We start from the raw sequence: 25,442 nt of genomic DNA on the forward strand, positions 1-25,442 counted from the left end.
GGAGGCCCCATGACCACCAGCCCGTCGCACGCCGCCGGGTCACCGGAGCCGCTGACCCGTTTCCCGTCCGGTGTCGCGCTGCCCGAGCTGTTCGCGGCGCGGGCCGCGGTGTTCGCCGACGCCGTCGCGGTCGAGAACGGCGGCGCGCCGGTCAGCTACCGCGAACTCGCCGAGCGGGTCGAGCGGCTGGCGGAGGTGCTGGCGCACCGGGGGGTGCGACCGGGGCAGGTGGTCGGGGTGCTGGTCGAGCGCTCGGTCGAAGCGGTGGTGTGCGCGCTGGCGGTGATGCGGGCGGGCGCGGCCTACCTGCCGGTGGACCCGCGGCACCCGGCCGAGCGGATCGGCTTCGTGCTCGCCGACGCCGCACCGGTGCTGGTGCTCGTGTCGCACGCCTTCCGCGAGGCGGTCGCCGTGCCCACCCTCGTGGTGGCCGCCGGCGGGCTGGTCGAGGGCGGGACGGCCGGTGGGCGGGGTTGGCCGCCGGTGCCGCCCGACGCCCCGGCGTACGTCATCTTCACCTCCGGCTCGACCGGTGCGCCCAAGGGCGTGGTCGTCACGCACCGGGGTGTCGCGGCCTTCGCGGCGGACGTGATCGAGCGCTGCGCGGTCGGCGTGGGCAGCCGGTTCCTGCAGTTCTCCTCGCCGAGCTTCGACGCGTGGGTGTTGGAGCTGTGCGCCGCGCTGCTGTCCGGTGCGACGCTGATCGTGCCCGATGGGGACCTGCTCGCCGGTGAGCTGCTCGCCGACGTGCTGACAGGGCACCGGATCACCCACGCGCTGATCCCGCCGTCGGTGCTGGCGACGGTGCCGGACCGGCCGTTCCCGGACCTGGACACGCTCGTCGTCGGCGGCGAGGCGTGCCCGGCCGAGGTCGCCGCCCGGTGGGCGCGGACCTGCCGGCTGGTCAACGCCTACGGGCCGACCGAGGCCACGGTGGTGGTGTCGGTCAGCGACCCGGTGGAGCCGGACGGCGGTGTTCCGGCGATCGGCAGGCCGATCGCCGGGCACCGGGTGTTCGTCCTGGACGGCGCACTGGCGCCGGTGCCGTCGGGCGCGGTGGGGGAGTTGTACGTGGCCGGCCCCGGTCTGGCCCGGGGTTACCGGAATCGTTCCGGCCTGACCGCGCTGCGGTTCGTGGCGTGCCCGTTCGGTGTTCCGGGTGAGCGGATGTACCGGACCGGGGATCTGGTGCGGTGGCGGGCGGACGGGCAGTTGGAGTTCGTCGGGCGGGCCGACGACCAGGTGAAGATCCGGGGTTACCGGATCGAGCCCGGCGAGGTCGAGGCGGCTCTCGCGGCCGCGCCCGGAGTGGCCCGGGCGGTCGTCATCGCCCGCCGCGAGCGGGGGACCGCCTACCTGGCCGCCTACGTGGTGCCGGTCGCGGACGGACCGCCGGTCACGGCGAGCCGGCTGCGCGAGTGGGTCGCCGCGCGGCTGCCCCGGTACCTGGTGCCCACCGCGATCACCGTGCTGGCCGCGCTGCCGCTGCTGGCCAGCGGCAAGGTGGACCGGGCCGCGTTGCCCGCACCCGCGCGCCAACGGCCCGACACCGGGTTCGTCGCGCCGCGCACCACCACCGAGCGGGTCGTGGCCGAGGTCTGGGCCGGTGTCCTGGGAGTCGACCGGGTCGGGGCCGAGGACAGCCTCTTCGACCTCGGGGGCGACTCGATCGCCGCGATGCGGGTCTCGTTCGCCCTGGCGCGGGACCACGGGCTGACGGTGCCGGCCGCCCGGTTGATGGCCGCGGCGACGGTCGCCGCCGTGGCCGGCCTCGCCCGCCCGGCCGGTGACCGGGCGCTCACCCCCACCACCGGTGCGACCGCGCCGATGTCCCCGGCGCAGCAACGGCTCTGGTTCCAGCACGAGCTCAGCCCGGACACCGCCGACTACAGCACACCGGTCGGCTACCGCTTGTCCGGCCCGCTCGACCCGGCCGCGCTCGCCACCGCGCTCACCGGGCTGGTCGAGCGGCACGAGGCGTTGCGCACCACGTTCGACTGGCTCGACGGGCACGGCGTCCAGACCGTCCGCCCGGCGCCACCGGCCGTGCTGGGGTTCGCCGACCTGTCGGACCTGCCGGCCGACCGGCGGGAGACCGGGCTGGCGGACTGCCTGGCCGACGAGGTCGAGCGCCCGTTCGACCTGCGCACCGGCCCCCTGTTCCGGGCGCTGCTGGTCCGGTGCGCGCCCGAGGAGCACGTGCTGGTGCTCAACGCGCACCACATCGTGTCCGACGGCTGGTCGGTGGGCGTCCTCGCCCGCGACCTGGGGCCGCTCTACGAGGCGGCCCGCCGCCGTGCGCGCGCGGACCTGCCGGCGCCGCCGGTGCGCTACGCGGACGTCGCCGCGTGGCAGCGGGACTCGGTGTCCGGTCCGGCGTTCGCCGACCGGCTGGCGTACTGGCGGGACCGGCTGGACGGCTTGCGCCCGCTGCGACTGTCCACGGCGGACACCGCGGGAGGACCCGGCACGCCGCGGGGCGGCGTCCACCGGTTCCACGTCCCGGACGAGGTGGTGGTCGGGCTCGAACTGCTCGGCCGGCGCTCCGGCGCCACGCTGTTCACGGTGCTGGCCGCCGCGGTCACCGCGCTGCTGGCCCGGCACACCGGGCGGCGGGACGTCGCGATCGGCACCGCGACCACCGGGCGCACCCGGCCGGAACTCGCGGACGTGGTCGGCTTCTTCGTCAACACGGTGGTGCTGCGGTCGCAGGTCGAACCGACGGCCTCGTTCGAGGACCACCTCGGCGCGGTCCGGGACACCGTGCTGAGCGCCTTCGAGCACGAGGACGTGCCGTTCGACCAGGTCGTGGAGCTGCTGGCACCCGAGCGGACCGGGGGTGGCAACCCGCTGGTCCAGGTCATGCTGGTGCTGCAGAACGCGCCGGCCGAACCTCCCGCGCTCGGCGGGGTCGCCGCGGCGGAACTGGTCCTGCCGCAGCCGTTCGCGCTGTTCGACCTCACCATCGAGCTGTGGCGCCGGCCGTACGGGCTCGACGGCGCCCTCACCTACCGCTCGGACCTGTTCGACGAGGACTGGGCCGCCCGGCTGACCGGGCACCTGATGACCCTGGTGCGCGGGGTGGTGGCCGATCCGGGTCGGCGGGTGGGGGAGTTGCCGCTGTTGTCCGTCGAGGAGCGTCGGGCGTTGCTGGCCATGGGGAGTGGTCTGGTGACGTCGTTTCCTCGGGATGTCGGTGTGCATGGGGTTGTTGAGGGGCATGCTCGGGTTCGGCCGGATGCGGTTGCGGTGGTGCACGGCGATGTCGTGCTGACCTACGGGGAGCTGGACAGCCGGGCCGCGCGGTTGGCGGAGCACCTGCGGCGGTTGGAGGTCCGTCGGGGTTCGCTGGTGGTGCTGTCGTTGCACCGGGATGTCGACCTCGTGGTGGGCATCCTGGGGATCATGAAGGCGGGTGCGGCTTACGTTCCGGTTGATCCGGATTATCCGGTTGATCGGATTGCGGTCATGGTGGCGGATGTGGGTGCGCGGGTGGTGTTGACGCAGGAGCGTTTCCGTGACCGCTTCACTGATGTCGGTGCTGGTGCGGGTGGTGTGTCCGTGGTTTGTCTGGATGTGGATTGGTCGGTGATCGAGCGGTGTCCTGATGATCTTCCGTCGTGCGCTGTGTCGGGTGATGATCTGGCGTGTGTGTTGTTCACGTCGGGTTCGACGGGTGTGTCGAAGGGTGTGGCGTCGTCGCACGGGGCGGTTTTGCGGACTTTTTTCGGTCAGGATTACATCCGGTTCGGGCCGGATGAGGTGGTGGTGCAGAGTGCGCCGATCTGGTGGGATGGTTTGGCGTTGGAGTTGTGGTCGGTGTTGTTGCACGGTGGCACGAGTGTTCTCCAGAGTGGACAGACCCCGGACGCCGACGAAATAGCCGCCCTCGTGGCGCGGCACAAGGTGACGACGGTCCTGCTGCCCGCCAGCCTGTTCAACGCGATGGTGGATCACTACCCGGGTGTGTTCGACGCGGTGGGGCAGGTGATGACGGGCGGGCAAGTCGCGTCGTTGCGGCACATGCGGCGGGCGCGGGCCGAGCACCCGGATGTGTTGCTGCTCAACGGGTACGGCCCGGTGGAGAGCATGGTCTTCGTCACCTGCCACCACGTCGGCGAGGAGGTCCACACCGATCACACCGTGCCGGTCGGTCGGCCGATCGCGAACACGTCGATGCACGTGTTGGACGATCGGTTGCGGTTGGTGCCGGTGGGTGTGACCGGTGAGTTGTACGTGTCCGGTGCGGGGTTGGCGTGGGGGTACTGGAATCGTTTCGGGTTGACCGCGTCGCGGTTCGTGGCGTGTCCGTTCGGCGCTCCCGGCGAGCGGATGTATCGCACCGGAGATTTGGTGCGGTGGCGGGCGGACGGGCAGTTGGAGTTCGTCGGGCGGGCCGACGACCAGGTGAAGATCCGCGGTTACCGGATCGAGCCGGGCGAGGTCCAGGCGGTGCTGGTCGAGGCCGAGGGCGTCGACCAGGCGGTGGTCGTGGCGCACCACGACCACACCGGGGCGGCATCGCTCGCCGCGTACGCGGTGCCCGCGGGCCCGGTGTCGGCGCCGGAGTTGCGGGCGTGGTTGGAGCGCAGGCTGCCCCGGTACATGGTGCCCTCGACGTTCACCCTCGTGGACCGGATCCCGCTGCTGGACAACGGGAAGGTCGACCGCGATGCCCTGCCGGCGCCGGACCGGCGAGCGGCCGAGGAACCGGTGGCCCCGCGCACGGACGCCGAACGCGTGCTGGCCGACGCGTGGCGCCGGGCGCTGGGCGTGGCCGAGGTCGGGGTCCACGACAACTTCTTCGACCTCGGCGGCGACTCGATCCTCAGCCTCCAGGTCGTCGCCGCCGCGCGGGCCGCCGGCCTGCACCTCACCTCCCGGGACGTGTTCACCCACCAGACCATCGCCGCGCTGGCCGGTCACACCGCCACCGGCCCGCGACCCGCCCTCCCCGCGACCGGCGACCCGGCCGGTGACGCCCCGCTGACCCCGATCCAGCACTGGTTCTTCGACCGGTACCGGCCCGACACCCCGTTCCACCAGTACGTGGTGGCCGACCTCGACCCGGACGTCGACCCGACCGCCCTGGACACCGCCCTGGCCGCCCTGCTGGCCCGGCACGACGCGCTGCGGACGACGTTCGGCGCCGACGGGCGGCAGCGAGTGGCCCCGGTCCCCGCCGGTCCCGTCCTCGCCGTCGACGACCGGGACGTGGCCACCGTGCTCGAAACCGCGCTGGCGTCCGGGGTGGACCTCGTCGCGGGACCGCTGCTGCGGGCCGTCCTGGTGGGCGCCGCCGCCGGTCGGCCCCGGCTGTTGCTCGCGGTGCACCACCTCGTGGTCGACGGCGTGTCCTGGCGCGTCCTGCTCGAAGACCTCGACCGCGCCTACCACCAGGCGGCCCGGGGCGAGCCGGTCGACCTCGGCACGCCGACCACCTCCTTCACCGACTGGGCCCGGCGGCTGGCCGACCACGTCGCGGCCGGGCGCCTGGACGACGAGATCCCGTACTGGACCGACCCTGCCCGGCGCACCGCGGCCCAAGCCGTGCCCAGGCGAGGCGCCGCCACCCCCGCCGGCGCCACCCGCGTGATCACCGCGGAACTCGACCCGACCACCACGCGGGCCCTGCTCCACGACGTCCCGCGCGTCTACCGCACGACGGTCAACGACGTGCTGCTGACCGCGCTGGCGCGGGTGCTGACCGCGTCGAGCGGGCGGGACCGGGTGCTCATCGGCATGGAGGGCCACGGGCGGGAGCCGATCCTCGACGTCGACGTGTCCCGCACGGTCGGCTGGTTCACCACGCACTTCCCGCTGGTGCTCGACGCCGTTCGGGACGGCGGGTGGGGCGCCGCGCTCAAGGCGACCAAGGAGCAGGTCCACCAGGTCCCGCGGCACGGCCTGGGCTACGGGGCGCTGCGCCACCTGCGCGCCGATCCCGTCACCGACCTCGCCGCCGACCCGTACCCCGAGGTCTGCTTCAACTACCTCGGGCGGTTCACGCCGCCGCGCGGCGGCCTGTTCACCTCGGTGTCCCCGATCGGCCTGCACCAGGACCCGGCCGCGCCCCGTCCGCACCTGCTCGACGTGGTGGGCGCGGTCGAGCGGGACCGGCTCGGCTTCAGCTGGACCTACCTGGCGGAGGTCTACGACGACGAGGTGGTCGGGACGCTCGCGACGGACCTGGTCGCGGCGCTGCGCGAGATCGTCGAGCACTGCGCCGAGGCCGGCGCCGGCGGGCGGACGCCGTCGGACTTCCCGCTCGTCGCCCTCGACCAGCCCGCGGTGGACGGCCTGGTCGGGGACGGGCGCGCGGTGGCCGACGTCTTCCCACTGGCGCCGATGCAGGACGGGATGCTGTTCCACGCGCTGCTGGACCCCGACTCGCGCCCCTACCTGGAGCAGCTGTCGCTGGTGCTGGACGGGGTGACCCGACCGCACCTGTTCGACCTCGCCTGGCAGCGAGTGGTGGACCGGACGCCCGCGCTGCGCACCGCCGTGGTGTGGCAGGGCGTTCCGCGGCCGGTCCAGGTGGTCCGGGTCGAGGTCCGGGCGCCGGTCACCCACGCCGACTGGCGCGGGCTCACCGAGGCCGACCGGGAACGCCGGCTCGCCGACCACCTCGACGCCGACCGCGCGGCCGGTGTCGAGCTCGACGCCGCGCCGCTGTTCCGGGTCGTGGTCTTCCGCCTCACCGACGACCGCGTCCACCTCCTGTGGACCCTCCACCACGTCGTGCTGGACGGGTGGAGCGTGATGGCGGTCCTGTCCGAGGTGTTCGCGGAGTACGCCGCGCTCGCCGGCGGCAGCCGGGTCACCCCCGGGAACCGCCCGCCCTACCGGGACTACGTCGCCTGGCAACTGGCCCAGGACGCCGAGGTCGCGATGCGCCACTGGCGCGGTGTGCTGGCGGGCTTCACCGAGCCGGTCCCGCTGCCCTACGACCGGCCGCCGGGCCGGGGGCACCGCGTCTACTCCCACGCCGCGCGGCGGTTCGAGCTCCCCACCGAGGTCTCCGACCGGCTGACCGCGTTCACCCGGCGGGCCAGGGTCACGGTGAACACGCTCGTGCAGGGCGTGTGGGCGCTGCTGCTGGCGCGCTACGGCGGCCGGGCCGACGTGTGCTTCGGCGCCACGGTCTCGGGCCGCCCGCCGGAGCTGCCCGGCGTCGACTCGATGATCGGCCTGCTCATCAACACGCTGCCGGTGCGGGTGACCGTCGGCGGGGACGACCTGGCCGGGTGGCTGCGGGAACTCCAGGACCGGCAGGTCGAGTCCCGGCAGTACGAGTACGTCCCGCTCGCCGACATCCAGGCCGTGAGCGAGGTCCCCACCGGGGCGCGGCTGTTCGACAGCGTGGTGGTGTTCGAGAACTACCCGATCGACGCCGACCTGGCCGCGGCGCACGGCCTCACGCTGCGCTCGGTCACCGGGAAGACCGGCACCAACTACCCGATCACCCTGGTCGCCTACCCCGGCGCGCCGCTGTCGTTCCTGGTGCACTTCGACCCCGCGCTGTTCGACGAGCCGACCGTCGACCGGCTCGTCGGGCACCTCCGGGCGCTGTTCGAGGGGATCGCCGCCGACCCGGACCGGTCGCCCGACCGGTTGCCGGTGCTGTCCGACGCGGAGCACCGGACACTCGTGCGGCGGTGGAACGCCACCGACCCCGGCCACCCGGCCGGGCTGTGCGTGCACGAGCTGGTGGCCGGGCACGCGCGGACGACGCCGGACGCGGTGGCCGTGGCGCACGGGGCGGACACCCTGACCTACGCCGGGCTGGAGGCCCGGGCGAACCGCCTCGCGCACCACCTGGTGCGGCTGGGCGTCGGCCCGGGTGCGGTGGTCGGTGTCCTGCTGGACCGCGGCCTGGACCTGGTCGTCGGGCTGCTGGGAGTGCTCAAGGCGGGTGGCGCGTACCTGCCGATCGACCCGGCGTACCCGGCCGAGCGGCTGGCCGTCATGGTCGCCGACGCGGCCCCGGCCGTGGTGCTGACGCACAGCCGCCACGCCCACCGCCTCGACGGGACGCCCGCCCGGGTCGTGCCCGTGGACCGGGAGCACCCCGACGGCGACCCGGTCGCGCCGCCCGCCGTGCCGGTGACCCCGAACGACCTCGCCTACGTCATCTTCACCTCCGGCTCCACCGGTCGACCCAAGGGCGTGCTGATCGAGCACCGGTCCCTGGTCAACACCGTGCTCGCGTCCGCGTCCCGGTTCGGAACCGGGCCGGGGGTCCGGGTGCTGCAGCTGTTCTCGATGAGCTTCGACGGCGGCACCTGGGACGTGTTCCGCGCGTTGGCCTCCGGCGCCACGCTCTGCCTCGCCCGACCGGGGGACAGCACGACCTGGCTGGCCGACCAGCTGCGAGCCGACCGGATCAGCGAGGTGGCGCTGCCGCCCGCGCTGCTGGGGACCGTCGACCCGGACGCCGTGCCCGGCCTGCGGGTCGTCGCGGTCGGCGGCGACGTCTGCCCACCCGACCTGGTCGCGGCGTGGGCCGGCGACCGTCGGCTGCTCAACTGCTACGGCCCGACCGAGACCGCCATCGCGGCCACCGCGTTCGAGGCGGTCCCGGCAGGGGAGGCGTCCGGCGCCGGCCGGGTGCCCATCGGCCGCCCGCTGGCCGGCGTGCGGGTCTACGTGCTCGACGCCGCGCTGCGGCCGGCGCCGGTCGGGGTGCCCGGCGAGCTGTACGTCGGCGGCGCGGGCGTCGGGCGCGGGTACGTCGGACGTCCCGCGCTGACCGCCGAGCGGTTCGTGGCCGATCCGTTCGGCCCGCCCGGCTCCCGGCTGTACCGCACCGGGGACGTGACCCGCTGGCGGGCGGACGGGAACCTGGAGTTCCTGGGGCGGGCCGACCGGCAGGTCCAGGTGCGCGGTCACCGGATCGAGCCGGGCGAGATCGAGCACGCGTTGCTGGCCCACCCCGGTGTCGCGGCGGCCGCGGTCGTCCTGTGGCGGGACGACGCGGGCCCGGCCCGGTTGGTGGCCTACGTGGCGCCGCCGCCGGGGACACCCGCCCCGTCCCCGGCCGACCTGCGCGACCTGCTCGCCGCATCGCTGCCCCAGCACCTGGTGCCCGCCCAGGTCGTGCCGCTCACCGCGCTCCCGTCGACCCCCAACGGGAAGCTCGACCGCGACGCCCTGCCCGACCCGCGCCCCACCCGACCGGCGGCGGCCCGTCCGGCCAACCCCACCGAGCGGGCGATGCTGCGCGTCTGGGCCGAAGTCCTGGGCGTCGAGCCCTCGGGACCGGACGCCGACTTCCTCGAACTCGGCGGCGACTCGATCCTCGTCCTCCGCCTGGTGGCCAGGGTGTCCGCCGCCTTCGGGGTCGCGCTCTCGCCGCGCGAGGTCTTCGACAACCCGACCGTCGCCGCGCTGAGCGACACCGTCCGGCAGAAGGTCTTCGCGCTGGTCGAGGACCTGGCGACCGCCGGCGACCAGCCACGAGCAGGAGGCACGACATGACGACCTCGTCGGCGGACGACGCGCGGATGGCTGCCCTCCCCGAGCACGTCCGCGAACTGCTGCTCCGCAGGCTGGCGGGCGAGGCGGACGACGTGGCCGGTGCGGACGCGACGGCCACCATCACCAGGGCGCCGGACGGCGGCCCGCCGCCGCTGTCGTTCGGCCAGCGGCGGCTGTGGTTCCTGCACACCCTGGACCCCGACGACACCTCGTACAACTCGACGGTGGCGCTGAGGCTGACCGGACGGCTCGACGAGCGGGCGCTCGGCCGCGCGCTCGACGCGCTGGTCCACCGGCACGAGACGCTGCGCACCACCTTCCTGTCCACCGACGGCACCGTCACCCCGGTCGTCCAGCCGCCCGACGGCCAGCCGATCACGACGATCGACCTGACCGAGCTGGACCGCGCGGAGTTGGCCGCCGAGCTGGACGAACAGCTCCGCGCCGAGACGGGGCTCGCGTTCGACCTGGTGCGCGGACCGGTGCTGCGGGCGACCCTGCTGCGGCTCGACCCGGAGGAGCACGTCCTCGTGCTGGCCGTGCACCACATCGCGATCGACGGGTGGTCGTTCGGGGTGCTCGTGCGGGAGCTGGGCGCCCTGTACGCCGACCCGCACGCGGCCCCGACCGGGCCGCGGGTCCGGTACGCGGACTTCGCCGCGTGGCAGCGGGACCGGCTCGCGGGACCGGACGGGGTCCGGCTGCTCGACTACTGGCGCGAGCGGCTGGCCGGGATGTCGGTGCTCGAACTGCCGACCGAACGGCCCCGCCCCGCGGTCGAGTCGTCGCGCGGCGCGGTGCACCACTTCCAGGTCCCGACCGAGGTCGCGGTCGCGCTGCGGCGGCTCGGCCGCGAGTGCGGCGCGACCCTGTTCACCGTGCTGACCGCGGCCTGGCAGGTGCTGCTGGCGCGCTACTGCGGCCGGCGCGACGTCGCGGTGGGCACCGTCACCTCCGGGCGCGGGCACCCCGACCTCGACGAGGTGGTGGGGTTCTTCGTCAACACCGTCGTCCTGCGGTCCGACGTGGACGAGGAGCAGCCGTTCCGGCGCTTCCTCGCCTCGGTGCGCGAGGTGGTGCTCGGCGCGTTCGAGCACGACGAGCTGCCGTTCGAGAAGCTGGTGGAGGTGCTCGCCCCGGAGCGCATCGCCGGCCGCACACCGCTGGTGCGGACCATGGTCGTGCTGCAGAACGCGCCGCGGGCCGCAGCCGGCCTCCCCGACCTGCGCGTCGACGAGATCGCCATCCCCGCGACGTCGGTCAACTTCGAGGTGATGCTCGAATTCACCGAGCACGACGACCGGTTGGAAGGCGCGCTGTTCTACCGGACCGAGCTGTTCGGGGCGCAGTGGGCGCGCCACTGCGCCGAGCACCTGGTGACCTTGCTGCGCGGGGTGGTCGCGGACCCGGGTCGGCGGGTGGGGGAGTTGCCGCTGTTGTCCGTTGAGGAGCGTCGGGCGTTGTTGGCGGTGGGGCGTGGTCCGGTGACGTCGTTTCCTCGGGATGTCGGTGTGCATGGGGTTGTCGAGGGGCATGCTCGGGTTCGGCCGGATGCGGTTGCGGTGGTGCACGGCGATGTCGTGCTGACCTATGGAGAGCTGGACAGCCGGGCCGCCCGGCTGGCCGCCTACCTCACCGGCCTCGGGGTCGGGCGCGGGTCGAGGGTCGTGCTGTCGCCGCACCGCGGTGTCGAGCTGGTCGTGGGCATCCTCGCCGTGCTGAAGGCGGGTGCGGCTTACGTTCCGGTTGATCCGGATTATCCGGTTGATCGGATCGCGTTCATGGTGGCGGATGTGGGTGCGCGGGTGGTGTTGACGCAGGAGCGTTTCCGTGACCGCTTCAGCGGCATTGGCGCGGGTGGTGTTTTGGTGGTTTGTCTTGATTCGGATTGGTCGGTGATCGAGCGGTGTCCTGATGATCTTCCGTCGTGCGCTGTGTCGGGTGGTGATCTGGCGTGTGTGTTGTTCACGTCGGGTTCGACGGGTGTGTCGAAGGGTGTGGCGTCGTCGCACGGGGCGGTTTTGCGGACTTTTTTCGGTCAGGATTACATCCGGTTCGGGCCGGATGAGGTGGTGGTGCAGAGTGCGCCGATCTGGTGGGATGGTTTGGCGTTGGAGTTGTGGTCGGTGTTGTTGCACGGTGGCACGAGCGTTCTCCAGAGTGGGCAGACACCGGACGCCGACGAGATCGAGAGGTTGGTGGCGCGGCACAAGGTGACGACGGTCCTGCTGCCCGCCAGCCTGTTCAACGCGATGGTGGATCACTACCCGGGTGTGTTCGACGCGGTGGGGCAGGTGATGACCGGTGGTCAGGTCGCCTCTCTGCGGCACATGCGGCGGGCGCGGGCCGAGCACCCGGATGTGTTGCTGCTCAACGGGTACGGCCCGGTGGAGAGCATGGTCTTCACCCATTGCCACCACGTCGGCGAGGAAGTCCACACCGAGGACACCGTGCCGGTCGGCAGGACCATCGCCAATACCAGCGGGTACGTGCTGGACGATCGGTTGCGGTTGGTGCCGGTGGGCATGACCGGTGAGTTGTACGTGTCCGGCCCCGGTCTGGCGTGGGGGTACTGGAATCGCTTCGGCCTGACCGCGTCGCGGTTCGTGGCGTGTCCGTTCGGTGTTCCGGGTGAGCGGATGTATCGCACCGGAGATTTGGTGCGGTGGCGGGCGGACGGGCAGTTGGAGTTCGTCGGGCGGGCCGACGACCAGGTGAAGATCCGCGGTTACCGGATCGAGCCGGGCGAGGTCCAGGCGGTGCTGGTCGAGGCCGAGGGCGTCGACCAGGCGGTGGTCGTGGCCCAGCGGGAGCCGGACGTCCTGCTCGCCTACGTCGTCCCCTCGGCCGGCGCCACCCCCTCGCCGAAGGAGCTGCGGGCACTGGTCGAACAGCGGCTGCCCCGGTACATGGTGCCCTCGGCGATCACCATCGTGGACCGGATCCCGTTGCTGGACAACGGGAAGGTCGACCGGGCCGCGCTGCCCGCGCCGGACCGGAGGGAGGCGGTCGAGGAGGTCACCGCGCCGAGCACCACCGCCGAGCACGCCCTGGCCGCCGTCTGGAGCCGCGTCCTGGGCGTTGACGAGATCGGCGTCCACGACAACTTCTTCGACCTCGGCGGCGACTCCATCCTCAGCCTCCAGGTCGTCGCGCACGCCCGCGCCGCCGGCCTGCACCTCACCTCCCGGGACGTGTTCACCCACCAGACCATCGCCGCCCTCGCCGCGGCCGCGACCGCGCACAGCCCCCGGCCCGAGACCGCGCCGTCCGGTGGACCGGCCCCCCTCACCCCGATCCAGCACTGGTTCTTCGACACCGTCCGGCACGCGCCGCACCACTTCCACCAGGCCGTGTACCTGGAACTGGCCGAGCACGCCGACCCGCGGGCCGTGCGCGCCGCCGTCCAAGCCCTGCACGCCCACCACGATGCCCTGCGCACCCGGTTCGACACCCACGAGCGGCGCCAGCACGTCGAGCCGGTCGCGGCCGACGGCTTCGAGCGGCTCGACCTCGGCGCGCTGCCGCCGCCGGAGCAGGACGCCGAGATCGACCGCGCGGCCCGCGCCGCGCAGACCGGCATGGACCTCGCCACCGGTCCGCTGTTGCGCGCGCAGGTGTTCCTCCTGGGCGCCGGCCGCCGGCCCCGGCTGCTGCTCACCGCGCACCACCTCGTGGTCGACGGCGTGTCCTGGCGCGTCCTGCTGGACGACTTCGACCGCGCCTACCACCAGGCGGCCCGGGGCGAGCCGGTCGACCTCGGCACGCCGACCACCTCCTTCACCGACTGGGCCCGGCGGCTGACCGCGTGGGCCACCGGCGGCGGGGCCGCCGACGAGATCGCCCACTGGACCCGGACCGCCGCCGAGGCCAGGGCCGTGCCCCCGCCGCCGACCGACGACACCGGGCCCGACACCGTGGCCCACCTGGCCACCGTGCGCGTCCGGCTCGACCGGGGCCGGACCCGCGCGCTGCTCAAGGAGGTCCCCGGCGCCTACCGGACCCGGATCGACGACGTGCTGCTGAGCACGCTCGGACCCGTGCTGGCGCGGTGGACGGGGCGGCGGCGGGTGCTCGTCGGGCTGGAGGGCCACGGTCGGGAGGAGCTGTTCGACGACGTCGACCTCTCCCGCACCGTCGGCTGGTTCACCAGCCTGTACCCCCTGGTGCTCGACGTCGACCCGGAGTCGGGCTGGGACGGCACCATCAAGTCGGTCAAGGAGCAACTGCGGGCGGTGCCCGGCCGCGGCGTGGGGTACGGCGTGCTGCGCTACCTCGCGGGCGTGCCCGACCTCGAAGTCGAGCCGGCGATCACCGTCAACTACCTCGGCCAGTTCGCCTCCGGTGCGGCGGACCCCGCGAGCGCGTACTGCGTGCTCCCGGAGCGGCCGGGCGCCGACCAGGACCCCGGGCAGCGGCTGACCCAGACGATCGGGGTCGTCGGCGTGGTCGAGGACGAGGAGCTGACGCTCACCTGGGTGTACTCCACCGGCCTGCACCGCGAGGCCACCGTGGCCGGGCTCGCGGCCGAGCACCTGCGCGCGTTGCAGGAGCTGATCGAGCACTGCACGCGTCCCGGGACCGGCGGGTCGACCCCCTCGGACTTCCCGCTGGCCGGTCTCGACCAGGCCGCGGTGGACCGGATCTGCGGCACCGGCCGGCAGGTCGAGGACGTCTACCCGCTCAGCGCCATGCAGACCGGCATCCTCTTCCACGCGCTCGCCGAGCCCGGCTCCGACCTCTACACCGAGCAGCTGCGCCTGACCCTCGACGGGGTCGACCGCCCCGAACTGCTCGCCGAGGCGTTCCAGCGCGTCGTGGACCGGACGCCCACGCTGCGCACCGCGATCGTCTGGGAGGACGTGCCCCAGCCGCTGCAGGTGGTCCACCGCGCGGTCCGGCTCCCGGTCACCCACCAGGACCTGAGCGCCACCGCGCCCGCCGAGCTGGAGGACCGGCTGCGCCGGGTGGCCGACGCGGACAAGGCCGCCGGGGTCGACCTGGCCACCGCCCCGCTGATGCGGCTCACGCTGGTGCGCCTGTCCGCCGACCGCGTCCACCTGGTCTTCACCATCCACCACGTCCTGGTCGACGGGTGGAGCCTGTCCGCCGTCTTCGCCGACCTGTTCGCGCACCACGCGGCCCTGCTCACCGGACGCCCCGTCGAGGCGCCCGCGCGCCGACCGTTCCGCGACCACATCGAGTGGCAGCTCGGCTGGTCCTCCGCGGACGCGGAACGGCACTGGCGGCGGCAGCTGTCCGGGCTGTCCTCGACCACGCCCCTGCCGTACGACCGCAGGCCCACCGCCGCGCACCGCGCCAGGTCCTCCCGCGAGGTGGAGATCGGCCTGTCGGCCGACGTGTCCCACCGGCTGTCGGCGCTGTGCCGGCGCGAGCACCTGACGGTCAACACGCTGCTTCAGGGGGCGTGGGCGATCCTGCTCACCCGGCACGGCGCCGGCCCGGACGTCTGCTTCGGCGCCACCGTCTCCGGCCGGTCGGGCGACCTGCCGGGGGTGGACGCCATGATCGGGCTGTTCATCAACACGATCCCGGTCCGCGTCACCGTCGACCGGGACCGGCCGCTGCTCGACTGGCTGCGCGCCCTGCAGGAGGCCGGGGTCGAGGCGCGCCAGCACGAGCACCTGCCGCTCACCCGGGTGCGCTCCTACAGCGACCTGCCGGCGGGCGCCGCGCTGTTCGACAGCATCGTCGTGTTCGAGAACTACCCGGTGCAGGCCGACCTGGGCACGGTCTCCGGGGTGCGGCTGGTCGGGGGCAGCGCGAACACCGGCACCAACTACCCGCTCAACCTCGTGGCCAGGACGACCGACCGCCTCGAGGTCACCCTGCACGTCGACCCGGACCTGTTCACCGACGACACGGTCACCCGGCTGGCGGCGCACCTGCGCGTGCTGCTCACCGCGATCGCCGACGACCCGGCGCGGTCGGTCGGCGCGCTCCCCGTGCGCACCGCCGAGGAGCACCGGGCACTGGACCGGTGGACCGACACCGGGGACGACCGGTTCCTCGACCGGTGCGCGCACGAGCTGGTCGCCGACCGCGCCCGGGAGCACCCGCAGGCCGTCGCGGTCCGCCAAGGCGGCGACGAGCTGACCTACGCCGCGCTCGACGCCGCGGCCAACCGCCTGGCGCACCACCTCGTGGAGGCGGGGGTGCGGCCCGGCGCGCTGGTCGGGGTCCTGCTGGAGCGCGGCGCCGACCTGGTCGTCGCACTGCTGGCGGTGCTCAAGGCCGGCGGCGCGTACCTGCCGATGGACCCGGCGTACCCCGCCGAGCGGCTGCGGGTGATGACCGACGACGCGGCCCCCGCCCTGGTGCTGACCAGCCGCCGGCTCGCGGCCAGGGCTCCGGGCGCGGCGACCTGCCTGGAGGACCTGGTGCTCGCCGGCCGCCCGGACACCCCGCCGCCGGTGCGGGTCTCCCCGGACGACCTGGCCTACGTCGTGTTCACCTCGGGATCGACCGGCCGGCCCAAGGGCGTGCTGGTCGAGCACCGGTCGCTGTGCAACACCGTGCTCGCGACGGCGGAGCGGTTCGGCACCGGACCGGGCAGCCGGGTGCTGCAGCTGTTCTCGATGAGCTTCGACGGCGGCACCTGGGACGTGTTCCGCGCGCTGACCGCCGGGGCGACGCTCTGCCTCGCCCCGCCCTCCTCCACCGAAGACGCCGAACGGCTCACCGACCGGCTGCGCGAGGAGCGGATCACCGAGGTCGCGCTCCCTCCCGCACTGCTGGCCGGCCTGGACGACCGGGACCTGCCCGACCTGGTCACCGTGGCGGTCGGCGGTGACGTCTGCCCGCCGGACCTGGTGTCGCGGTGGGCCGTCGACCGCCGCTTCCACAACGCCTACGGCCCCACCGAGACCGCGATCGCGGTGACCGTCTTCACCACCACCGGACCCGGTGACGCCGAGGCGCCCGTGCCGGTCGGGCAACCGTTGGCGAACACGCGGCTCCACGTGCTGGACGACCGGCTGCGGGTGGTCCCCATCGGGGTGCCGGGTGAGCTCTACGCGGGCGGGGCCGGGGTCGGCCGGGGATACCTCGGGCGGCCGGGGGCCACCGCGGAGCGGTTCGTCGCCGACCCGTTCGGACCGCCCGGCTCCCGGCTCTACCGCACGGGCGACCTGGCGCGGTGGCGCGCGGACGGCAACCTCGACGTGCTCGGGCGCGTCGACCGGCAGGTCAAGGTGCGCGGGTACCGGATCGAGCCGGGGGAGGTCGAGCACGCGCTGCTGGCCCGACCCGAGGTCGGTGAGGCGGTCGTCGACGTCTGGCGGCAGGACGGCCGGCCGCGGCTCGTGGCCTACGTCGCGCCGCCGCCCGGCGGCCGACCGCCGACGCCCGAGGCCGTGCGGACCGGGCTCGCCGCGTCGTTGCCCGCGCACCTGGTCCCGGCCGACGTCGTCGTCCTGCCCTCCCTGCCGCTCACCGCCAACGGCAAGCTCGACCGCGCGGCGCTGCCCCGGCCCACCGGCCGCCTCGCCGAGGCCGAGCACGTGCCCCCGGCCACCGACGTCGAGCAGGCGCTCGCCGGCCTCTGGGGCGAGCTGCTCGGCGTGGAGGGGATCGGCCTGGGCGACGACTTCTTCGACCTCGGCGGCGACTCCATCCTGTGCATCCGCCTGGTGTCCAGGGTGCGGGCCGAGCTGGGCGTCGCCCTGTCCCCGCGCGACGTCTTCGACGCGCCGACGCTCGGGGCGCTGGCGGCGGCCGTGGCGACGGGCCGGACGGCCGGAGCCCGGGAGACCGGCGCCATCCCCCGACTCGACCACGACGAACCCACGCCGCTGTCGTTCGGCCAGCTCCGGCTGTGGGTCCAGCAGGAGCTCGTGCCGGGCAGCACCGCGTACAACTCGACCCGCGCGATCCGGCTCACCGGAGACCTGGACCTCGCCGCGCTGCGGGAGGCCGTGGCCGCCGTCGTCGCCCGGCACGAGGCGCTGCGCACGACGGTCACCGCCGCCGAGGGCCGGGTCACCCAGGTCGTCCACCCGGCCGGTCCGGTGCCGGTCCCGGTCACCGACCTGGCGGAGGCCGAGCTGGCCGTCACCCTGTCCGCCTGGTGCGCGGAGCCGTTCGACCTGGCGCGGGGGCCGGTGCTGCGGGTGCGGGTGGCGCGCCTGCGGCCCGACGAGCACGTCCTCGTGTGGTCGGTGCACCACTTCGCGGTCGACGGCTGGTCGTTCGACGTGCTGCTCCACGACCTCGGCGCGGCCTACACCGCCGCCGTCCGCGGCGCGTCCGCCGAGCTGCCCCCGCCACCGGTGCGGTACCGGGACTTCGCGGCGTGGCAGCGACACCGGCTCACCGGCTCGGTGGGCGAGGAGCTCACCGCCTACTGGCGCGATCGGCTGGCCGGCCTGACGCCGCTGCCGTGGCCGGCGGGCCCGTCCCACGCCGGCGAGGTGTCCCCGGCGGGCGCGGTGCACGTCTTCGAGCTCCCTGCCGGGATCGGGCGGGCGCTGCGCGAGGTGGGTCGCGGCTGCGGGGCGACGGTGTTCATGGTGCTGATGGCCGCCTGCCAACTGCTGCTGAGCCGCTACGCGGGCCAACGGGACGTCGCGGTCGGGACGGTGACCTCGGGGCGCGGCCGGCAGGAGCTGGACGAGGTCGTCGGTTTCTTCGTCAACACCGTCGTGGTGCGCACCGACGTCGACCCCGCACTGAGCTTCCAGGAGCTGCTTGCCGGGGTGCGGGAGACCGTGCTGGCGGCCTTCGAGCACGACGAGATGCCGTTCGAGAAGCTGGTGGAGCTCCTCGCGCCGGAACGGGTGGCCGGCCGAGTGCCGCTGGTGCGGACGCTGGTCGTGCTGCAGGGCGCGGCCGAGTCGGCGGTCGAGCTGCCCGGCCTGCGGGTGGCGGACGTCGCACCGCCCGTCGACGCGGTCGACTTCGACCTCATGCTGGAGTTCCACGAGCGCGGCGACGAGCTGACCGCTGTCGTCTACCACCGTGCGGAACTGCTCGACGCGGACGCGGTGCGCCGCCTGGGCGGCCACCTGTCCACGGTGCTGGCCGGAGTGGTGGCCGATCCCGACCGGCGGGTGGGCGGCGTCCCGCTGCTGTCGGCGGAGGAGTCGCGGCGGCTGACGGCCTCGGTGGCCTCCGACGTCGAGCCGGTGGCGCTGCCCGAGCTGTTCGCCGCCCGGATCGCCGGCGTCGCGGACGCGGTCGCCGTCGAGTGCGGCGCGACAGCGGTCGGGTACGCCGAGCTGGCCGCCCGGGTCGAGGACCTGGCCCGCCGGTTGGCCGGTCGCGGGATCGGCGCCGGCGACGCGGTGGCGGTCGTGGTCGGGCGGTCGGTCGACGCCGTGGTGTGCGCGCTGGCCGTCATGCGGACCGGCGCGGTGTACGTGCCCGTCGACCCCGAGTACCCGGCGGCCCGCATCGAGCTGATGCTCTCCGACGTCGAGCCGGCGCTGGTGCTGGTGTCCCGGGAGTGGGAGGGCGTGGTCTCCGGTGTGCCGGGTGTCCGCGCGGCGGTGGTCGACGAGGTGGACGGCCCCCCGGGTCGGCTGCCCGACGCGCTCCCGGCCGACGGCGCGGCCTACGTCATCTACACGTCGGGCTCGACCGGCGTGCCCAAGGGCGCTGTGGTGTCGCACGCGGGCCTGGCGGCGTTCGCCGCGTCGGTGATCGACAGCTGCGGGATCGGGCCGGGCAGCCGGGTGCTGCAGTTCGCCTCGCCGAGCTTCGACTCCTGGGTGCTGGAGCTGTGCGCCACCCTGCTGAGCGGCGCCACGCTGGTGGTGTCCCCCCGCGAGCTGCTGGCCGGTGAACGGCTCGGCGACGTGCTGGCCGACGAGCGCGTCACCCACGCCCTGGTCCCGCCGTCGGTGCTGGCCACCGTGCCCGAGCGGGACTTCCCCGACCTGCACACGATGATCGCGGCGGGCGAGGAGTGCTCGGCGGAGGTGGCGTCCCGCTGGGCGCGGACCTGCCGGCTGGTCAACGGCTACGGCCCCACCGAGACGACCGTGCTGGCGACGCTGAGCGACCCGGTGCCACCGGACGGCTCGGCCCCGCCGATCGGCCGCGCGGTGGGCGGCGCGCGGCTGTACGTGCTGGACCCGGGCCTGGCGCCGGTGCCGGTCGGGGTGGCGGGCGAGCTGTACGTGGCCGGTCCGGGTGTCGCGCACGGCTACCACGACCGACCCGGGCTGACCGCGCACCGGTTCGTGGCCTGCCCGTTCGCCGGGCCGGGGGAGCGGATGTACCGCACCGGCGACCTGGTGCGGTGGCGGCCGGACGGCCAGCTGGAGTTCGTCGGCCGCGCGGACGACCAGGTCAAGATCCGCGGCTACCGGATCGAGCTGGGCGAGGTCCAGGCCGTGCTGGAGGCCGCGCCCGAGGTCGCCCGAGCCGCGGTCCTGGTCCGCCACGACCGGCGCACCGGCGCCGCCCACCTGGCCGCCTACGTGGTCCCGGCAGCGGACCCGGAACGGCTCTCCCCGGCACGGCTGCGCGCGGTGGCCGCCGAGCGCCTGCCCCGCTACATGGTCCCCACGACGTTCACCGTCCTGCCCCGGATGCCACTGCTGGTCAACGGCAAGCTCGACCGCGCCGCCCTGCCCGCTCCCGACCACCACCAGACCGAGGAGGCGTTCGTGGCTCCTCGCACCGAGACCGAACGCCTGCTGGCCGGGATCTGGACCAGGGTCCTGGGCGCCGACGCGATCGGTGTGCACGACAACTTCTTCGACCTCGGCGGCGACTCCATCCTCAGCCTCCAGGTCGTCGCCAACGCCCGCGCCGCCGGGCTCCACCTGACCTCCCGGGACGTCTTCACCCACCAAACCATCGCCGCATTAGCCGCAACCCGGACCGGGTAGCGGATTCAGGTCGCCGCCACGTCGACCGACACCGCCGAGCAGACCGGGCCGGAGCCGTCCCGTCGGAAGTCGAACGCGGGCTCGCAGCATCACCAGCCCCAACGGCGTCGTGACGGTCACCGTGGACGCCGACGGGGCGCTGGTCGACGCGACGTTCGCCGACGGGATCGTCCGGACCACGCCGGACGAGTTGAGCGGGCAGTTGCTCATCGCGCTCAGCCGGGCCGAGGCGCAGATCACCGGACGCGTCCGCGAGGTCGCCGGCGAGACCGTCGGCGAAGACGGCGCCGACCGGATCGCCGGCTACTACGCGCAGAAGTTCGCCGGGCTCGGGGAACCCGACCAGGGCGCCGTGCGCCCGGACCAGCGGTGGCGCCGCCACCGACAGCCACAACGACAGTCGTTTCAAGGTCGTCGACGTCGACGTCAGCCTGTTCGGCCAGTAAGTCCGGACCCCGCGAGGCTTCGTCGCACAGGACAACGAGACCATGACATGACCCGTATAACCCGTCCCGCACCCCACGCGCGGCGGGTCTTTCGGCGTCTGTGGGCGTCGGCGGCGCCCACCCCTGCGCTCGGAACGGCGGTACGTTTCGCCCTTTGCGGGGCTCGCTGATCGCCGTACCGGGAACGGGCTGCACCGGGATGTTGCCGCAGCCGGACCACCGCACGGCGAGGCTCCCGGTCGGGGCATCGGATCTTGGCCGACTGCGGTCCTGTCGGGGCCCAGCCCGTCCAGCACCCGACCGCGCAGCCTGCGCCATGACCTGGGACGTCACGACGAAGGCTGACTGTTCGCGCAGTTTCCGCATGATTACGGGTGACTCATCGTGCGTGGTGAAAGTTCAGGTCAAAGGAGGGTTTGATCGGCGGTATGGGGTTGGATTCGGTGGTATTTGGAACCGAACGCATCCAAAGGACCTCGGCCGGCTCAGCCCCGACGAGTGCGAAGCCGCCTGGCACGCAGCCCGGACAGAGCTGACTGCCATCCCGGCAGCACCGACCCGATCCAGGTAACAACCACCTCGGATATCGGGGGAACCTCAGTGTTGCCTTCCCCACGTGGTGGTCGGTGGCGATCCGCTCGGCGAGCGCGGTCGGGCGCGGCAAGGCGGACACCGACGTGGCGCGGTTCGCCTTGCCCGTCGGAGCGGCTGTGGAATCCGCGCCTGCGGAGTCCAACCGGGAGCCATCGCTCGGCAGCCACGGTCGGTTACCACCTCCGCGCGGTGCTCGATTGGTGGGTTGGCCGGAGCGCCCGGGGGTAGCCGAGGTCACGTCAGTCGCGTCCCGGGTCCTGCGCACCGAGGCGTTCCACAGTGCGCGATCGGATGCGGAGGCCGCCCATGACCCCACCGGCAAGCCTGGCTGGAAGGCGAAGAAGGCAGGACGAGGTGCAGGGGCGGGGCCGGCGACTGGGTTGGCTGAGCTTCGCCCTGGGCGTGGTGCAGTTGGCGGCGCCGGGTGCGGTGCGCCGGCTCAGCGGGGTGGACGATTCCGCGCGGTCGCGGGCGGTGGTGCCGGTCGTCGGAGCGAGGGAGCTGGTCCACGCGGCCGGGCTCCTGACGAGCCGGCGGAAGGGCGCTTGGGCGTGGACCAGGGTCGTGGGCGACGCGATGGACCTGACCGCGCTGGGGGTGGCCCTCGCCCACCGCGGCGGGGGCCGCCGACGACGGCTGGTCGGGGTCACCGGCGCCGTCGCCGGGATCACGGCACTGGACCTGCTGACCGCCGTGCAGGCCACCCGGGAGGCACGCACCAGTTCCGCGCCGGCGGCGCGGGGCGCACGTACAGGAGGATCCGTGGAACTGACGGCAACGACAACCATCCGCAAACCGGCGTCGGAGGTCTACGCGTTCTGGCGCGACCTGGAGAACCTCCCGACGTTCATGGCGCACCTCGAACAGGTCCGCACCACCGGTGACCGGACGAGCCACTGGACGGCCAGTGCCCCGTTCGGGAAGGACGTCGAGTGGGACGCGGAGATCATCGACGAGACGCCCGGCGAGAAGATCGTGTGGCGGTCGATCGGGGAAACCGCCGTGCCGAACGCCGGCACGGTGCACTTCACGCCCGCCCCTGACGGTGTGAGCACCGAGGTGTTCGTCGTCCTGGTGTACGACATCCCGGGCGGCGCGGTCGGCAAGGCGGTCGCCAAGTACTTCGGCGAGGAGCCGCACCAGCAGCTCGACGACGACCTGCGCCGGTTCAAGCAGGTCGTGGAGACCGGTGAGGTGGTCCGCTCCGACGGCGCCCCGTGGGGCAAGAGGGCACGCGAGGAGTTCCCGCAACGCCCCGCGCAACCCCTGTCGGATTCCGAGCTCGCGAAGGGAGCGGACGCGTGAGGGCTACCACCTGGGCGGGCCGCAACAAGGTCGAGGTCCGCGACGTGCCGGACCCGAAGATCCTCAACAGCCGCGATGCGATCGTCCGGATCACCTCCACCGCGATCTGCGGCTCGGACCTGCACCTGGTCGACGGCTACGTGCCGACCATGCAGGACGGGGACGTCCTGGGGCACGAGTTCATGGGCGAGGTGGTCGAGGTCGGCTCAGGGGTCGATCCGGGCCGGCTGCGCGTCGGGGACCGGGTCGTGGTGCCGTTCCCGATCGCCTGCGGCGCGTGCGCCGCCTGCGCAGCCGAGCTGTACTCCTGCTGCGAGAACTCCAACCCCAACGCCGGGATCGCGGAGAAGATGTTCGGCCACCCGGTCGCCGGGATCTTCGGCTACTCCCACCTGACCGGGGGTTTTGCGGGCGGTCAGGCGCAGTACGCGCGGGTGCCGTTCGCCGACGTCGGCCCGCTGAAGATCGAGTCCGACCTGACCGACGAGCAGGTGCTGTTCCTGTCCGACATCCTGCCCACCGGCTACATGGGCGCCGAGATGTGCGACATCCAGCCCAGCGACGTGGTGGCCGTCTGGGGCGCCGGACCGGTCGGCCAGTTCGCCATGGACAGCGCCCGGCTCCTGGGCGCCGCGCAGGTCATCGCCATCGACAAGGAGCCCTACCGGCTGGAACTGGCGGAACGGGCGGGTCACACGCCGGTGAACTTCGAGGAGGTCGACGTGCGCTCCCGGCTGCTGGAGCTGACCGGTGGGCGCGGCCCGGACAAGTGCGTCGACGCCGTCGGCCTGGAGGCCACCCACGGCAGCGCGCACATCGCCGCCTACGACCGGATCAAGCAAGCCGTGCGGTCGGAGACCGAACGCCCGCACGCGTTGCGCCAGGCGATCATGTCGTGCCGCAGCGGCGGTGTGGTCTCGGTGATCGGCGTGTACGGCGGCCTGCTGGACAAGTTCCCCGCCGGTGCGTGGATGAACCGGTCGCTGACCCTGCGCACCGGGCAGTGCCACGTGCAGCGCTACATGAAGCCGCTGCTGGAGCACATCGAACGCGGGGACATCGACCCGACCCGGATCATCACCCACACCCTGCCGCTCGACGAGGCGGAACACGGCTTCGACATCTTCAAGAACAAGCAGGACAACTGCGAGAAGGTCGTCCTCAAACCCTGAGGGCGGCGCCGGTCCGCCGGGTCGGGTGGTGTGGCCCGTCCCGGGGAACCGGAGGCCCCGACGAGCGAGGGGATCACATGAGTGCGCCGCGCCAGGTGGCCGTCGGGGTGCTGGCCGACGGAGGCCTGCCCGAGCGGGTGATCACGACGATCGCAGACGAGCTGCCCGACCTCTTCTCCGCCAGGGTGAGCGGGCGGCGCGCGGTAACCGTTGGAGATGAACGAGTCCAGGTGCGCCGGCCCCTCCGGCGCAACCGCGAACGCCATCGCCGGGAACCGGTCGAACAGCGCGGGCAACGCGATCGTCGCCTCCAGCCGGGCCGGCGGCGCCCGGGCAGTAGTGCGCGCCGCAACCGAACGCGACGTGCGATTCGTCCGCCTGGGTGATGTCGAACTCGTCGGCGTCCGTGCCGTGTCGTGCCGGGTCACGGCCCAGCGGCGCGTACCCGGCGAGGATCGCGTCACCCCGCCGGATGACGACCCCGCCGACGTCGGTGTTCGCCCGTGGCGGGGTCTTCGAATATCTGCCGCAATCGAACAACCGGTACGGAATTTCTCGGGTATAACCATCTATTGTTCGGCCTGCGTCAGGCGTCGTGAGTTGCGGTCGGTCCGAAGACCGGTCAGCCAGTCGGTTCGGTCTCGGTAGCCGTTTTCGAGCTACTGGGGTTGGGTGAGTCGGCGGCTGGTGATGCGGATCATCGCCCAGCGCACCACGGCCTCGTGGTGGTGGCACAGTCGTTCGTGGTCCCGGACGCAGCGGCGGTGTCCGGTGACCCAGGCCAGAGTGCGTTCGACCACCCACCTTTTGGGCAGCACGGTGAAGTACGGCACTTGCGGACGTTGGACGATCTCCACCACCAGGCGGAGTGCCCTGCGTGCCCAGTCGATCAGGGATCGGTGTAGCCACCGTCGGCCCACACCGACGTGGCCCGTTCCCGGTGGTGTCGCGCAGTCGCCGCAGCAGGCTGCGGGCGGTGACCCGGTCCTGCGTCGAGGCCGGAGTGACCAACACGGCCAACAGCAGCCCCCATGGTGTCCACGACGATGTGCCGCTTGCGGCCGGCGACCTTTTTCCCGCCGCCCCACCCGCGCGTGGCCCGGCCCTCCGCCAGGCGGACGCGGTCGCGCAACGCATCCAGCAGCCGCTGCGACGCACCCACCTTCTCCCACGCGGCGAAACGCTTGTAGACCGTGGGCCACGGCGGGAAGTCCGCCGGCAGAGCCCGCCCTTGATCCCGTCGTCGACCACGTACAGGACCGCGTCCACGATCACCCGACGGCAGTGCTTCTCCCACCGCCCACCCCGACCGGCCAGACACGCCGGATCGGGCGACAACGGATCCAGCTCGACCCACTGGCCGTCGGTGACGTCGGTGGGATACCGGGCCGTCCGTCGGGTGGGCCGGTGGGAAGCGGACAGACGGCAACACTGGGAACCTGCGGTCGACCCGCCCGCGGGCATCGGGCACGACAACAACGGAACTCCTGGCAGAGCGGCGCTTCGACAACGTCCGATCTACCAGGAGTTCCTTGCGTCCGAACCAAAGCCCTCCACCAACCCAAGCTCGGAAACGGGCACTCAGG

The 25,442-nt window shown here is 73.5% G+C and carries 7 protein-coding genes; 5 read left to right on the forward strand and 2 right to left on the reverse strand.

The features are described from left to right. Window positions 1-9 precede the first annotated feature (9 nt). The 5 genes from AB0F89_RS24020 (at window position 10) to AB0F89_RS24040 (ending at window position 23,856) form a co-directional block, all read left to right on the forward strand. Entirely contained in the window at window positions 10-9,480 is a 9,471-nt protein-coding gene (locus tag AB0F89_RS24020; protein ID WP_367127826.1) for an amino acid adenylation domain-containing protein, read from the forward strand. Beyond that, window positions 9,477-20,339 carry an amino acid adenylation domain-containing protein gene (locus tag AB0F89_RS24025; protein WP_367127827.1) on the forward strand — a complete coding sequence of 3,621 codons (10,863 nt, stop codon included), beginning with the start codon at window positions 9,477-9,479 and terminating at the stop codon, window positions 20,337-20,339. The genes AB0F89_RS24020 and AB0F89_RS24025 overlap by 4 nt, the downstream gene beginning before the upstream one ends. A gap of 109 nt (window positions 20,340-20,448) precedes the next feature. Then, a complete protein-coding gene (locus AB0F89_RS24030) occupies window positions 20,449-20,955 on the forward strand; it encodes a hypothetical protein (RefSeq protein ID WP_367127828.1) in 507 nt (168 codons plus the stop codon). 730 nt (window positions 20,956-21,685) lie between these two features. Continuing rightward, window positions 21,686-22,684 (forward strand): SRPBCC family protein, encoded by a 999-nt coding sequence (locus AB0F89_RS24035; RefSeq protein ID WP_367127829.1) that lies wholly within the window; start codon window positions 21,686-21,688, stop codon window positions 22,682-22,684. Continuing rightward, window positions 22,681-23,856, forward strand: coding sequence for a zinc-dependent alcohol dehydrogenase (locus tag AB0F89_RS24040; protein WP_367127830.1), 1,176 nt, complete (start codon window positions 22,681-22,683; stop codon window positions 23,854-23,856). Before AB0F89_RS24035 ends, AB0F89_RS24040 begins: the two co-directional genes overlap by 4 nt. A 659-nt stretch (window positions 23,857-24,515) precedes the next feature. Here the strand turns inward: AB0F89_RS24040 and AB0F89_RS24045 are convergent. Next, window positions 24,516-24,716, reverse strand: coding sequence for a hypothetical protein (locus tag AB0F89_RS24045; RefSeq protein WP_367127831.1), 201 nt, complete (start codon window positions 24,714-24,716; stop codon window positions 24,516-24,518). 29 nt (window positions 24,717-24,745) lie between these two features. Beyond that, on the reverse strand, window positions 24,746-25,327 hold the full coding sequence (locus AB0F89_RS24050; protein WP_367127832.1) for a transposase: 582 nt from the start codon (window positions 25,325-25,327) through the stop codon (window positions 24,746-24,748). Window positions 25,328-25,442: the final 115 nt, after the last annotated feature.

Source organism: Saccharothrix sp. HUAS TT1 (assembly GCF_040744945.1).
Lineage (GTDB): Bacteria > Actinomycetota > Actinomycetes > Mycobacteriales > Pseudonocardiaceae > Actinosynnema.